Origin of the sequence: Lentzea tibetensis (assembly GCF_007845675.1) — a bacterium.
Taxonomy (GTDB): Bacteria; Actinomycetota; Actinomycetes; order Mycobacteriales; family Pseudonocardiaceae; genus Lentzea; species Lentzea tibetensis.
The window spans coordinates 1-13,190 of record NZ_VOBR01000046.1 but is presented as its reverse complement, the minus strand read 5'-3'; the positions used below and the strand labels follow the sequence as shown (position 1 = coordinate 13,190).

The window sequence follows — 13,190 nt, the reverse complement described above, 5'->3', positions numbered from 1 at the left end:
CTCGAAGTCTTCGACGTACGGCGGAGATCACAGTTCGGCGCGCACGGCGCTGCCGGCCTGTTGTGTCGTGAGCGACCCGCCGAGATCAGGTGTGCGGTGGCCGGCCGCCACTGCGCGGTCGACCGCTGACCGAACGGCCTTCGCCTCGCTTCCATAGCCGAGATGCTCGAGGAGCAACGCGGCGCTGAGGATCGCGCCAACAGGGTTGGCCGTGCCGGTTCCGGTGATGTCGGGTGCACTGCCGTGCACCGGTTCACACAGGCAGAATCCGGTGTCCGGGTTGACATTGGCCGACGCCGCCGTGCCGAGCCCACCCGCGATCTGCGCGGCGAGGTCGCTCAGGATGTCGTCGAACGAGTTGTTGGTGACGATCACGTCGAACTCAGTTGGATCGGCCACCAATCGCATCGCTGCGACATCTGCAAAGAGGTGGTACGTCGCGACATTCGGATGGTCGGCCGCCGTCTCCCGCCAGATCCGCTGCCATAGCGCACCGCCCGACGGCACGGCGTTCGACTTGTCCACCATGCACATCCCGCGGCGCGCCAGCGAGAACGCGTGTTCGACGATCCGCCGCACGCCGCGCGCGGTGCTGACCTCGATGTCGATCGCGACTTCGGCCCCCGACATCCGGTGCAACGAGCCTCCGTAGAGACCCTCGGTGTTCTCCCGCACGATCACGCAGTCGATCCCCCTATTCGCTCTGTCCCGCAACGGGCTCAGGTCGTCGTGCAGCAGTCGCGCCGGCCGCACGTTCGCGTACAGGTCGAGCCGCGAACGCAGGCTCAGCAGCACGCCTCGGGCGTAGGCGGGGGTGATCACCCGAGGATCACCGACAGCGCCGAGCAGTACGGCGTCGCATCCTGCGATCCGGGTGAAGTCCTCTTCGGACAGTGCGACGCCTGTGCGCAGGAATGTGCCCGCGTTGATGTGGTCGAGCACGTCGAACTCGATGCCGATCCGCAGGGCCGTCACCGTCTCCAGCGCCTGTGCGATGACCTCAGGCCCGATACCGTCGCCGGGGACGACCGCCAGCCTCGTCATGCGACCACGCTGCCGGCCAGCCGGCGAGCGGCTTTGTCGAGCACTCCCTCGGATCGGTTGAACGCGATCCGCACGAAGTCTCCGTTGCCCCTTTCGGACACGAACAGCTTGTCTGGCGCGACGAGCACACCGGTCTTGTGGAGCAGGTCGCGCACGAAGGTTTCGCTGTCTTCGCTCATGATGTTCGCGGTGAGAAACATCCCGCCCTGCGCGGGCAGCACGTCCCACCCGAAGTCGGTGAAGATGTGTGTCGCCGTGTCCCTGTGTCGCTGCATGAGCTCCGTCGGCCGCCACGTGGCGGTCGCCAGCACTCCGGCGCGTGCGACGGCGAGTTGCAGCGGAGCCGGGGCACCATTGGTGGTCACCTCGTGCGCCCGGCCACGACCGTTGTCATCTCTGCCGGTGCCCGCAGGTAGCCGAGCCGCCACCCGCTGATCGCGTGACTCTTGGACAAGGAGTTCACGACGATGCTCCGGCCGCTCAACGCGGGCACGTCAGCGGCGGAGGTGAACGTCGCACCGTCGTACACGTACGAGGAGTAGACCTCGTCGGAGATGACCGTGACGTCCCAATTGTCGCACACCCGCGCGATCTCTTCCAGCTCCGTCCTGGTGAGGATCCTGCCGGTGGGGTTGTTGGGCGAGTTGAGGATCAGGGCCCTTGTGCGCGACCCGAACGCCGCAGCGAACTCGGCTGGGTCGTAGTGCCAGCCGGGTTGCCGCAGCCGGACGAACCGCGGAACGGCGCCCGCGAGGTGGATGGCCTTGATGAAGTTCTCGTAGAACGGCTCGAACACGACAACTTCGTCACCACTGTCCACAATGGACAGAAGTGCGGCACAAAGACCTTCGGTGCCGCCCACGGTGACGGTGATCTCGGTCTCCGGATCGGCGGGAGTGGCCAGTGACGCAGCGATTGCCACACGCAGCTGCGGATGTCCGATGGGATCGGCGTACTGGTGATGGTCACCTGGCAGAAGCGCGTAACCGGCCTCTGTCACCAGTTTCGCAGACGGCTCCGGCGCGCCGGGCGTACCGAGTGCGAGCTCGACCACATTGGTCTTCGCGGCCAGCCGCATCAGCTGCACCAGGCCGCTGCCGCCGAGCCGTTCGCCGCGTGCGGACGTCCCGCTCACTCGAGCTCCTCCAGGAGAGCTGGGCCGATCTTCGGCAGCCAGCGCGGCCTGCCGATCTCGTAGCAGTCGATGCCGTACTCGTGGTCCAGCGTCAGATCGATGTCGTCGAAGCCGTTGAGCAGCATTGAACGGGCCCAGGGCTCGAACTCGAACGGCACTCGTGAGGTGCCGTACCGCACTTCGACGTTCTGCAGGTCCACCGTGATCTGCAGCGTGCTGTCGGCTTGCGCCGCCTCGGCCAACGCGGTCACCGCGTCATCGGGCAACTCGATGGGTACCACGCCGTTCTTCGGCGCGTTGCTGCGGAAGATGTCGCCGAAGCTGGAGGCGATCACGCACACGAATCCCCAGTCCCACAACGCCCACACGGCGTGTTCGCGCGAACTTCCAGTGCCGAAGTTGCGCTGCGCCACCAGGATCGTCGCACCTGCGCGGTTCGGATCGTTGAGCGCGAAGCCCGGATCCGCACGCCAGCGGGCGAACAACGCGTCGGCGAATCCCGTCCTGGTCACCTTGCGGCAGTATTCGGCCGGGATGATCTGGTCGGTGTCGACGTCGTCCCTTGCCAGTACCATCGCGGTGCCGGTGTGTTCGTTGATCGGCTGCATGAGTTCGTCCTCAGAGGAGATCGTCGGGGCCGGCGAGGCGACCGGCGACTGCTGTGGCCGCGGCTACGGCTGGCGAAACGAGGTGTGTCCGCGCCCGCGCGCCCTGGCGGCCCTCGAAGTTCCGGTTGGACGTGGACGCGCTGCGCTGTTCCCCCTGCAGTCGATCTGCGTTCATGCCCAGGCACATCGAGCAACCGGGCAACCGCCATTCCGCTCCCGCAGCTCGGAACACCTCGTGCAGTCCCTCCGCCTCTGCGGCGAAGCGGACCGACATGGATCCCGGCACGACGAGCATCCGAGTGCCGGGGGCGGTCCGGCGGTCGCGGAGCACCTCGGCGGCGGCGCGCAGGTCCTCGATCCGACCGTTGGTGCAGGACCCGAGGAACACCACGTCGATGCCGATGTCCCGCATCGGCGTCCCAGCCCGCAGGGCCATGTAGTCCAACGCGTGTTTGGCCGCTCGACGTTCGTTGGGGTCTCCGAAAGAATCCGGGTCCGGCACCCGCTCGCCCAGCGGCACCGCTTGGCCTGGGTTGGTGCCCCAGGTGACGTGTGGGGTCAGGGTCGAACAGTCCAACTCGACAGTCCGGTCGAACCTCGCACCGTCGTCCGTACGCAGAGTGCGCCAATACGCGACACCCTCGTCCCAGGCCCGGCCGGTCGCCATGCCTGGTCGGCCTCGCAGATAACGGAAGGTGACCTCGTCCGGTGCGATCATCCCGGCCCGTGCCCCGGCCTCGATGCTGAGGTTGCACAGCGTCATCCGGCTCTCCATCGAGAGCTGGCGTACGACGTCCCCGTCGTACTCGACGATGTGCCCGCGCGCACCGTTGGTGCCGATACGTGAGATGAGCGCCAGCATGACGTCCTTCGCGGTGACACCACGCCCGAGCGGCCCCGTGAAGTTGACAGCCATCGTCTTCGGCTGCTGCACGAGTACGGTCTGCGTCGCGAGCACGTGTTCGACGTCGCTGGTGCCCACTCCGAACGCCAGCGCACCGAACGCGCCGTGGGTCGACGTGTGACTGTCACCGCACACGACCGTCATGCCGGGCTGTACGACACCCAGCTCCGGTCCGACCACGTGCACGATGCCTTGCCTGCGGTGACCATGCTCGAACAACGTGATTCCATGAACGGCGCAGTTGCGGCGCAACATCGACACCTGCAGCGAACTCACCGGGTCTTTGATCCTCAACGAGTCGGTCGGCACGTTGTGGTCCTCGACGGCCAGCGTCAGCTCGGGGCGACGAACCTCGCGGCCCAGCTGCTCAAGCCGGTCGAACGCCTGGGCCGAAGTTGCCTCGTGCACCAGGTGAAGATCGACGTAGAGCAGGTCCGGCTCACCCGACGCGGACCGGACGACGTGGGAATCCCAAACCTTGTCGACGAGAGTCCTCGGGACGGTCACGGCGCCTCCGCCGCCAACACCCTCAGAGCATGAGCACGCCACGCGTCGAGCGTGTCGGCCTCCCTGCCCTCACGATTCGCGATGTGCTCGTACAGCTTGTCCACCATCGCGGTGTCCGCGGTGATACCCGCCTCGGCGAGCACGTGCCGCACGGCAGCCCGCCCCGAGTGCCTGCCGATGAGCAGCTGACGCTCCCGGCCGAACAGCTCGGGGTTGACGTACTCGTAGGTGCGGGGGTCGCGCAGGATGGCTGCTTGGTGAATGCCCGCCTGTGTGGCAAACGCGTTGCGCCCGAACGCTGCCTTGTTCCGAGCCTCCGGCAGCGAGATGGTGTTCGCCAGCAGGCAATAGGCGTCGTACAGCCCCTCGGTGCGCAAACTGGTGGTGGCGCCGAACCGATCGCCCTTGTAGGACAACACCGCGGCCATCTCCTCGAGCGGAGTGTTGCCCGAGCGCTCGCCGACGCCGGTCAGCGTCACCTGAACCTCGTCGGCACCGGCCTGGATGCCTGCGATCGCGTTCGCCAGCGATAACCCCAAGTCGTCGTGGCAGCGCGTTGACAGGACGACATCGGACGGAATCCAAGACCGCACCGCCGCGCACAGATCGCCGTATTCCTGCGGAGTCCCACAGCCCGTCGTGTCGGCGAGAATGATCGTCCTCGCACCCCCGGCCAGCGCCGTGTCGACCAGTTCGTGGATGAAGTCGTACTCACCGCGGCTCGCGTCCTCGACACCGAACGAGATGTCCTCCGCCCCCAACGCGGCGGCAAACCGTACTGCGTCATCGACCTCCTTGACGGCCTCGGCCCTGCTGATGCTCCGCTTGTGCCGCAGGTGCAGGTCGCTTCCCGTACCGCAGATCTGGATCTGGTGGTTCGACCGCTCACCCGCAGCTTCCATGGACATGCGCACGTCGTCGACATTCGCCCGGTTGAACGTGGCGAACCTCGCGGTGGTCAGCTTCGAAGCGATCAGCTGGGTCGCCAGGACGTCCGCAGGTGACGAGCCGGGAAAGCCGGCCTCGATGGTGTCGACGCCCAGCGCCTCCATCTTCAGCGCGAGCTCAACCTTCTGCTGAGGTGACATGGCGTTGCCAGGAGCTTGTTCGCCGTCGCGCAACGTAGCGTCGAAGAACGAGATTCGTCGCTTAGCCATTCTGTTTCTCCATGGCGGGGATCAGGCTCGCCGGACGCATATCAGTGCAGTTCTCCTCGATGAAGTCGAGACAGGCCTGGCGCGCGTCTGGTCCGAACCGTACTCGCCACCCAGCGGGAACATCCGCGAAGGTTGGCCACAACGAATGCTGGTTCTCGTCGTTGACCAGGACGAAGAACTTCTCCGTGGGATCTTCGAACGGATTCGTGCGCACCAGACCTCCACGTGCGGTTCGCTCCAGTAAATCCGACCCAGCTACCAGCTCGAGATTCATCGGGTCGCGCTTTCGTTCTGCGCTACGCGCACTTTCCGTTTCGGAATTAACAGAAGTCGCTGCCTGAACGAAGGAAAGAATGATCTACTGAGGCATGCTTGCCATCAGTGATTCCAGCAGCGTTGCGTAACATCTCGTCACCTCAGCTCGACCCAAGCCGCCGGAGCAGGCCGTTAACGGCCCGACGACCTGAAGCCGCTGAGCCCCACCGTGTAGGCGTAACGCTGAGGCGATGACCAACGTATGCGGACCACGTCCGTGTACTGCCTTGAGAGGTTGCGAACTGTCCAACACGTAGTCGGATGATCTTGGAATGAGGGAGGGCCTCCGGGTTCGGTGTGGATTGCGACATCTGCACCGGCTAGCCAGGAGGCCCTCGATTACACGCTAACGCACCGCTGTCCGAGCTGGGCAGGCTGCGCCTGGCCCGGTGTGTGGTCGAGGACGGCTGGCCGCTGCGGCAGGCCGCGGACCGGTTCCAGGTGTCGGTCGGCACCGCGAAACGCTGGGCCGACCGCTATCGCGAGCTCGGTGCGGCGGGCATGGCCGACCGGTCCTCGCGCCCGTTGTCGAGTCCGCGCCGGACCCCGACCCGCACCGAGCCGCGGGTCATCAAGGTCCGGCTGGCGCGGCGGTGGGGGCTGGCGCGGATCGCCTACCTGCTGGGGCTGGTGCCCTCGACCGTGCACCGGGTCCTGACCCGCTACGGCCTGGCCCGGCTCAGCCACGTGGATCGGGCGACCGCGCAGCCGATCCGCCGCTACGAACGCGCCGCACCCGGCGAACTCGTGCACGTCGACATCAAGAAGCTGGGCAACATCCCCGACGGCGGCGGCCACAAGATCCACGGCAGGCAAGCGGGTCTGCACGACAGCTCCGCACACCGCGACTGGGCCTGATCCGTTTTGACGGACATCTGAGATCAGGGGTGCGAGCTTCTGGGGAGAATGTTCATGATGGAGCCTGTGGGTAAGAAGAAGCCGAGGCGGCCGAGGCGGGCGTTCACGCCGGAGTTCAAGGCCGAGATCGTCGAGTTGTGCCGGCGTGGGGACCGGTCGTTGGGGCAGGTCGCCCGGGATTTCGACCTGACCGAGACCGCGGTGCGGGCCTGGGTCAGGCAGGCCGATTTGGATGCTGGGGTGCGCACCGACGGGATGACCAGCGCCGAGCGTGAGGAGTTGGCGGCGTTGCGGGCGGAGAACCGCCGGCTGCGGGAGGACAACGAGATCCTCAAGCGTGCTACGGCTTTCTTCGCTCGGGAGACCCGGTGAACGTGTACCCGTTCATCGAGGCGGAGAAGACCAGCACCACCGGCAACGTCAAGCGTGCGTGTGAGCTGCTTGAGGTCTCCCGTGCCGCCTATTACGCCCACCGCGCCGGCGAGCCGTCCGGCACGCCCAGGAAGATGCCGCCCTAATCGAGGCGATCGCCCAGGTCCATGACGACTCGCGGGGCACCTATGGAGCACCGCGGGTGCACGCTGAACTGGCCGCGGCCGGGCGGCGGCACTCCCGCAAACGGATCGCCCGGCTGATGCGCACCGCGGGACTCGCGGGACGGACGGCGAAACGGTGGCGTACCACGACCGTGCCGAATCCCGCCGCCGCTCTGCCCGAAGATCTGGTCGGCCGGGATTTCTCATGTACCACAACAGATCTCGACAGCCGCTGGTGCGTGGACATCACCTAATGGGTGTGCGAGGCCCGTGGTGGTTGTTCGTCTGTCCGGGCCACGGTCGTGGCCGGGGTCGCGGTCGCGGTCGGCTGTTGATGCCGAACGCTCGGCCGGACGCGTAGACCTGCCTTGCCCCAAGAGGTGCGCGTGGCAGCGCTCGAATGGTCAGGTTGCTCGCCTGACCGGAACAAGACATCCACATGGATTGTCCACACGTTGTGGACAACCATCTCGGTCACGGCGGCGCATCCTTGTCACCGACTGGCGCGGTCAGCTGGGTGTCCGACTGCGAGGCCGGGAGCCAAGGCCTGGAAATTCCGCAGCGCTGTACTCCTCGGCAAAGGTGCGGACGACCTCCTCGTCTCGGTAACCGCTCCGTCCACCGTGTTGTCGTCGACCCACTCGGCGTCGAGCACGATCCGGACTTTGAGGTCGGCGCCGTACTCGGTGGCCGCCATTCGCTGGAAGAATTCGGGACCGATCGCGTCTCGGCTCCCTACAGGCCGCTGTCCCGCTCCTCGTCGAGCTCGGGAAAGCCAGAACGACTTCGATCCTCAGGCTTCGTGCTATCGGCCTGGTGCTCTCGTCGAGTGGACGTGGAAGTCGTCCGTACGTACGTCCCGCTCCTGATTTGGAGATACCGAACAACGAGCAGCGCCTGGCAGACAGCCGTTTTGCCTGAGCCGTTGGAGCCGATGAACGTGGTGAAGTTGCTGTCCAGCCTGATCTTGATCCGAGTACCTAATAGGACAGCCGGACTTCGTGATCTTTGCCGGTGAGTGGGCACCATGCGCCGCCCAGACCGGTGGCCTGGGCGCGGGTGTGCCGGATGGGTGACGTTGTTGTCAGTCGAGGCGGGGACGGCCGCAGCACTTCTTGTATTTGGTGGCCGAGCCGCACCAGCAGGACGCGTTGCGGGCAGGGGGCCAACTGATCGCGCCGCTGTTCTCGACGATCTCGTTCATGCAGGCCAGGCGGGTTTGTTCATCGGTTGGGTCGCTACCGGTCCGGTTTGTGAACTCCAGGAGTTTCGCGGTGGTCAATGGGACCATCGTGATCCGGGCGATGCCCGCTTCGGACAGTTCCCGGTTGGCGGCCTCGCGGTCGGCGATGATGGTGTCAGCCTCGGCGTGTTCAACCAGCTGCGGCCAGGTGTCATGTGCGCGGGGAATCTCGTTGCGAGGCCAGAACAACACCCGCACCTCCTTCGGCGGCGCTGGCGGGGTGAGAGCACGGGCCAGGTCCTCGGCCTGCTCGGACAGGACCTGGACCGACTCGTCCAACTCGTCCGGAGGCATCCCCAGCGCGTGACGCACGCGTCGGCGGCCGGCCACGACGTTGTTGGCGTAGGAGAAGAACCCGAACTCGGTGTCCCGGTCGGCCATCTCCTGTTCGGCCAGCCGGGCCACGGCCATGTTGAACCAGGTCAACGCCTGCTGATGCTCGCCACGGTCTTCCAGCAGTTCAGCGGCCAGGTGATACGGCGCCGGTGAGGACGGCCGCTGGTGCCGCAGCTCATCCAGCTGGGCGTGGGCCTGCTCGGCCTGGCCGAGGTCGAACAGCACCTGGGCGAGGTCTACACGGGCGTTGCCGCCGTCCTCACCGCCCAGGGCGATGGCCTGGGTCAGCAGCGCGACAGCACGGTCATCGTCACCGGCCTGGCGCCACGCCTGGGCTGCCTCGACCAGGATCTGCCCCCGCTCATCGGGATACTGCTCCAGCTCGGCTTCCAGTTCTGCGGCGATGCCCGCAGCCGTTCTCGTCCTCACCTGAGGCACTGTATTCCCTGTCTCCCAAGCGATCGCTGCGGGGATGGGACAGGGCATGCCTGTGGTTGATGATCGTGTGAACGCGGTGTAGTTCTTTCGTCGTACGCGGACATCGCCTTCGTGATGATTCACGGGACGAGGCCTTCGACGACCGTGTGTGTCGACGGCCACTGGCCAAGGTGGCGAAGCAGACCACGAAGGAAGGCCTCGATGATCGTTGCTCATGGTTTGTCCAAACAGTACGGACAGGTCCGGGCCGTGGACAACCTGTCGTTCACGGTCCAGCCCGGTGTGGTCACCGGCTTCCTCGGCCCCAACGGGGCTGGCAAGTCGACCACGATGCGGCTGATGCTCGGCCTCGACCGCGGACAGGGAAACACCAAGTTCAACGGCCGTACGTACGCAGAACTCGACGATCCGGCGCGGGCGGTCGGCGTGCTGCTCGACGCCAAGGCGGTGCACCCCGGTCGCACCGCCCGCAGCCACCTGCGCATGATCGCGGCGGGGGCGGGCATCCCCGCGCGCCGAGCGGATGAAGTGCTCGACATGGTCGGACTTGGCGGTGCGGCGAAGAGGCGTGCCGGCGGCTTCAGCCTCGGCATGTCACAGCGGCTCGGCCTCGCCGCGGCACTGTTGGGCAACCCGCCGGTGCTGATGCTCGACGAGCCCGCCAACGGTCTCGACCCCGAGGGTGTTCGCTGGCTGCGCGACCTGCTGAAGAGTCTTGCCGCGGAGGGACGCACGATCTTCGTCTCCTCCCACCTGCTCAACGAGATGACCCACCTCGCCGACGCGCTGATCGTGATCGGCGGTGGCCGGTTGATCGCCGCCGAGTCGTTGCCCGAATTCGTGAAGCGACACGCCCGCGTCCAGGTCGTCGCCCGTGCCGACCATCCCGCTGCGCTCATCGACGCGCTGATGCACGCCGGTTATCGGTCGACGCCGCAGCCCGATGGTGCAGTGATCGTCGAGGGGGTCGACACAGACACGGTCGCCGCGATCGCGTCGCGCGCACGCGTCTACCTCCGCGAGCTGTCGTCGGTGCAGACCAGCCTGGAAGAGGCCTTCTTCGCCGCCACGTCCAACGCCGCCCAGTACCGCGCTAACTAGCCAATTCAGAAAGGACACACTGTGCTCAACGCCATTCGATTCGAGTTCATCCGGCTGCGGACGCTGCGGTCTACGTGGTTCCTGCTCAGCGGCTCCCTCGCACTCCAGTTCGTCGTCGCCTTGATGTACGCAGGGCAGGACGAGCTCACCGGGCGCGAGAGGTTCGTCTTCTCCTTCACCGGCATCTCGCTGCTGCTCGTCACCCTCTTGCCGACCGCGGTCGCAGTGGCCTCCTTCGGCCACGAATACCGATACGGCACGATCACCACGACCGTGCTGACGTTGCGCGGCACCGCCAAGGTCCTCGCCGCGAAAGCGCTGACCGTGGCGGCGATGGCGGCCTGCACCGGCCTCGGCCTGATCGGGGTGACGCTGCTCGTCGACGTGCTGCACGGCAGCACTCCGGAGATGTGGCGGGTCGGCCAGGTGCTCGTGGCCGTCGTGATCTTCACGACGTTGTCCGGGCTGGTCGGGCTTGGCATGGCCGCGACCACCCGCAACGCCACGGTCGCCGTGGTGACCGTCCTGGGGTTCCCGACGATCATCGAGACGCTGATCGTGGTCGGCACCAAGATCAACACCGGCCTGCTGCCGTTCAACTCGGCCATGCAGATGGTGAAGCTGCAGGAAGGCGGCAACCCGTGGCTGCTGCCGCTGCCGCTGGCGGCACTCGCCGTCGTGTTGCTCGGCACCGGCGGGACGCTACTCGCCCGCCGCGACATCTGACGACGCCCTATCGTGATGCTGTGGCAAGCATGAGAGCACCGAGCCTGACCTGGTGGGACGGCTCGGTGCGCAATGTTCTCCTGGACGTGGCCATCGCGGCAGGGGTCGGCGTCCTCGGGTGGCAGCACTCGAAGACCAACCCCGCAGGCCTGCTTCCGTTCGGGGTGGGTACGACGGTCGCGGTGGTCGTCATCGCCGTCACATTCGCCTTCCGCCGCCAGTTTCCCACGGCGATGGTCGTGCTCGCCGTCGCTGGCCTGGTGGGAGTCGGCATGATCGGCCAACTGGCCGTGGCCGCCCACACGATGGCGAGCAGACGCGGCAACGTGCGGGAGACTTGGCTGGCGGCGGCGATGTTGTTCGTCACCGCGGTGATCCCATGGGGCCTTCCCTTCACCGTCGACGAGCTCACATCCCTCGCGACGACCAGCGTCGCGATCGTCGTCGCCCCGACGTTGTGGGGGTTGTGGATCGTCCAGCGACGCCAGCTGGTCGCCAGCCTGCGCAACCGAGCCGAGCAAGCCGAACGCGAACGAGACCTGCGGGCGGCCAACGCGGTCGCCGAGGAACGCGCCAGGATCGCTCGCGAGCTGCACGACGTGGTGGCCCACCGGATCAGCCAGATCGCCGTGCTCACCGGCGCGCTGGCCGTCTCTCGCGATGGCAAGGCGGCCGAGGTCGCGGAGGTCATCCGCGGCACCAGTACCACCGCGCTGGAGGAGATGCGCGAATTGCTCGGAGTACTCCGTCGCGGTGAACCATCCGCCCCGCTGCATCCGTCTCCATCATTGGACAGCCTGCACCACCTGGTGAACGACGCCGTGGCCACCGGTCAACGGGTGCACGTCGACCTGCCGGAGAAACTCCCTGAGGTCTCCGGCTCCGTCGGGCGCGCCGTCCACCGCCTGGCGCAGGAAGCGTTGACGAACGTCGCCAAACACGCACCCGGCGCCGAGGTGTACATCAGCCTCGGTGTGACAGACACGGAGCTGACGGTGTCGGTGAACAACGCGCCTGGCGTGCCGCGCGCGTTGCGCACCGTACCCGTCGCCGAGTCCGGCTTCGGCCTGACAGGCATGCGGGAACGGGTGGAACTGGCTGGAGGACGTCTGCAGGCAGGCCCAAGACCCGATGGAGGATTCACGGTGGCGGCGAGCTTCCCAGGAGGACAGCGTTGATCCGAGTCGTGCTGCTCGAGGACGAGGATCTGGTACGAGGCGGGATCCGCATGATCCTGGAAGCAGGCGGTACCATCGAGGTCGTCGCCGACCGAGGTGACGGCGACGAGGCCGTCGCCCTCGTGCGGAAACACCAACCCGACATCGTGCTCACCGACATACGCATGCCCAATGTGGACGGTCTCGAGGTGACCCGCCGGGTACGCGCGCTGCCCTCGCCCCCATCCATCATCGTGCTCACCACGTTCGACCTCGACGAGTACGTCTTCGCCGCACTGCAAGCGGGCGCGGCGGGCTTCCTACTCAAGGACACCCCGCCACGCGAACTGGCCCGCGGCGTCGAGATCGTCGCGGACGGAGAGGCGATCCTCGCCCCCACCGTCACCAGGCGGATGCTGAACCGCTTCGCGACCAGCGCAGGCCCCAAGCAGCTCGACGCGCGCGCCAAGCTCGAGCTGCTCACCACCCGCGAACGCGAGGTGGCGCTGGCTGTCGCCACCGGGGCCAGCAACGCCGCGATCGCCCGCTCCCTGTTCATGAGCGAAGCCACGGTGAAGGTCCACGTCAGCCGCACAATCTCCAAGCTGGACTTGGACAACCGCACCCAGATCGCGATCCTCGCCCACCAAGCCGGGGCGATGTAAGGCAGCGATCGGAACGGATCGGATCGATTGATTTGCAGAGGACTCAGCAGGTCTCCGAGGTGCCGCAGCCACAGCAGTTCTCGGCTGCCACTCCGTGATCGATCCAGCCGGCTCGCCGGCGAGATTGCACTCGCCGCTCCGACGACGATCCAGCTCCTGACCAGCACCAGGAGCTGGATCATGATGTGCCGCGCACACGTCCTTGCCACCGTCGCACCGCACGCTCATGACGCCGAGGTCACGACCTGGCAGGGCACGCGCCAGGGGATGCTCCGGGCGTGGAGCGACGGAGTTACCAATCGGCAGACGATCTCCAGGTGCTTGCCTGTGCACTGACCCATTTTCGTCTTGGGTTGGATGCGTTGGCAGGCGAGGCTTCTTGCTGATCACAGGCTGATGATCACCGGCGTGGCTTCGCCCGGATGCGGCGAAGCCCCTGCCGGCAGAGCTATCGACCAAG

Annotated in this window: 15 protein-coding genes and 1 pseudogene; 8 read left to right on the top strand and 8 right to left on the bottom strand. The window is 66.6% G+C overall.

The window, feature by feature from the left end; all coding sequences use genetic code 11:
• Positions 1-27 precede the first annotated feature (27 nt).
• From FKR81_RS40420 to FKR81_RS40395, 7 genes are all read right to left on the bottom strand, one after another.
• Complete coding sequence (locus tag FKR81_RS40420; protein WP_146360464.1) at positions 28-1,044, bottom strand: isocitrate/isopropylmalate dehydrogenase family protein; 1,017 nt, start codon at positions 1,042-1,044, stop codon at positions 28-30.
• Positions 1,041-1,265 (bottom strand): hypothetical protein, encoded by a 225-nt coding sequence (locus FKR81_RS45745; RefSeq protein WP_407936588.1) that lies wholly within the window; start codon positions 1,263-1,265, stop codon positions 1,041-1,043. The genes FKR81_RS40420 and FKR81_RS45745 overlap by 4 nt, the downstream gene beginning before the upstream one ends.
• Before the next feature lie 140 nt (positions 1,266-1,405).
• A complete protein-coding gene (locus FKR81_RS45400) occupies positions 1,406-2,179 on the bottom strand; it encodes a pyridoxal phosphate-dependent aminotransferase (RefSeq protein WP_222598569.1) in 774 nt (257 codons plus the stop codon).
• Positions 2,176-2,787 carry a 3-isopropylmalate dehydratase small subunit gene (leuD, locus tag FKR81_RS40410; RefSeq protein ID WP_146360462.1) on the bottom strand — a complete coding sequence of 204 codons (612 nt, stop codon included), beginning with the start codon at positions 2,785-2,787 and terminating at the stop codon, positions 2,176-2,178. Before leuD ends, FKR81_RS45400 begins: the two co-directional genes overlap by 4 nt.
• Positions 2,788-2,797: 10 nt before the next feature.
• Positions 2,798-4,198: a 3-isopropylmalate dehydratase large subunit gene (gene leuC, locus FKR81_RS40405; protein WP_146360460.1), complete on the bottom strand. Its 1,401-nt coding sequence runs from the start codon at positions 4,196-4,198 to the stop codon at positions 2,798-2,800.
• Positions 4,195-5,355: a LeuA family protein gene (locus FKR81_RS40400; RefSeq protein WP_146360458.1), complete on the bottom strand. Its 1,161-nt coding sequence runs from the start codon at positions 5,353-5,355 to the stop codon at positions 4,195-4,197. Before FKR81_RS40400 ends, leuC begins: the two co-directional genes overlap by 4 nt.
• Positions 5,348-5,569, bottom strand: a complete 222-nt coding sequence (locus tag FKR81_RS40395) for an MbtH family protein (RefSeq protein ID WP_146360456.1) — start codon at positions 5,567-5,569, stop codon at positions 5,348-5,350. The genes FKR81_RS40400 and FKR81_RS40395 overlap by 8 nt, the downstream gene beginning before the upstream one ends.
• Before the next feature lie 443 nt (positions 5,570-6,012).
• Here FKR81_RS40395 and FKR81_RS40390 point away from each other — a divergent pair.
• From FKR81_RS40390 to FKR81_RS40380, 4 genes and pseudogenes are all read left to right on the top strand, one after another.
• Positions 6,013-6,516, top strand: a pseudogene (locus FKR81_RS40390) (helix-turn-helix domain-containing protein); the annotation flags it as partial.
• A 78-nt stretch (positions 6,517-6,594) separates the two neighbouring features.
• On the top strand, positions 6,595-6,900 hold the full coding sequence (locus FKR81_RS40385; RefSeq protein ID WP_186763465.1) for a transposase: 306 nt from the start codon (positions 6,595-6,597) through the stop codon (positions 6,898-6,900).
• The gene (locus FKR81_RS44105; protein WP_186763464.1) at positions 6,897-7,046 is read left to right on the top strand and encodes a hypothetical protein; all 150 of its coding nucleotides are present in this window, start codon (positions 6,897-6,899) and stop codon (positions 7,044-7,046) included. Before FKR81_RS40385 ends, FKR81_RS44105 begins: the two co-directional genes overlap by 4 nt.
• A complete protein-coding gene (locus FKR81_RS40380; RefSeq protein ID WP_146360451.1) occupies positions 7,046-7,318 on the top strand; it encodes an IS3 family transposase in 273 nt (90 codons plus the stop codon). Before FKR81_RS44105 ends, FKR81_RS40380 begins: the two co-directional genes overlap by 1 nt.
• An 830-nt stretch (positions 7,319-8,148) precedes the next feature.
• Here the strand turns inward: FKR81_RS40380 and FKR81_RS40375 are convergent.
• Positions 8,149-9,072 (bottom strand): SEC-C metal-binding domain-containing protein, encoded by a 924-nt coding sequence (locus FKR81_RS40375; RefSeq protein ID WP_186763463.1) that lies wholly within the window; start codon positions 9,070-9,072, stop codon positions 8,149-8,151.
• Positions 9,073-9,282: 210 nt separating this feature from the next.
• Here FKR81_RS40375 and FKR81_RS40370 point away from each other — a divergent pair, with 210 nt between their 5' ends.
• Genes FKR81_RS40370 through FKR81_RS40355 form a run of 4 tightly spaced genes read left to right on the top strand, consistent with a single transcriptional unit; the run spans position 9,283 to position 12,730 of the window.
• The gene (locus FKR81_RS40370; RefSeq protein WP_146360448.1) at positions 9,283-10,182 is read left to right on the top strand and encodes an ATP-binding cassette domain-containing protein; all 900 of its coding nucleotides are present in this window, start codon (positions 9,283-9,285) and stop codon (positions 10,180-10,182) included.
• A 21-nt stretch (positions 10,183-10,203) separates the two neighbouring features.
• Positions 10,204-10,908 (top strand): ABC transporter permease, encoded by a 705-nt coding sequence (locus FKR81_RS40365; protein ID WP_186763462.1) that lies wholly within the window; start codon positions 10,204-10,206, stop codon positions 10,906-10,908.
• Positions 10,909-10,937: 29 nt separating this feature from the next.
• Positions 10,938-12,086 carry a sensor histidine kinase gene (locus FKR81_RS40360; protein WP_146360444.1) on the top strand — a complete coding sequence of 383 codons (1,149 nt, stop codon included), beginning with the start codon at positions 10,938-10,940 and terminating at the stop codon, positions 12,084-12,086.
• An 8-nt stretch (positions 12,087-12,094) separates the two neighbouring features.
• Positions 12,095-12,730: a response regulator gene (locus FKR81_RS40355; protein WP_235922198.1), complete on the top strand. Its 636-nt coding sequence runs from the start codon at positions 12,095-12,097 to the stop codon at positions 12,728-12,730.
• Positions 12,731-13,190 lie beyond the last annotated feature (460 nt).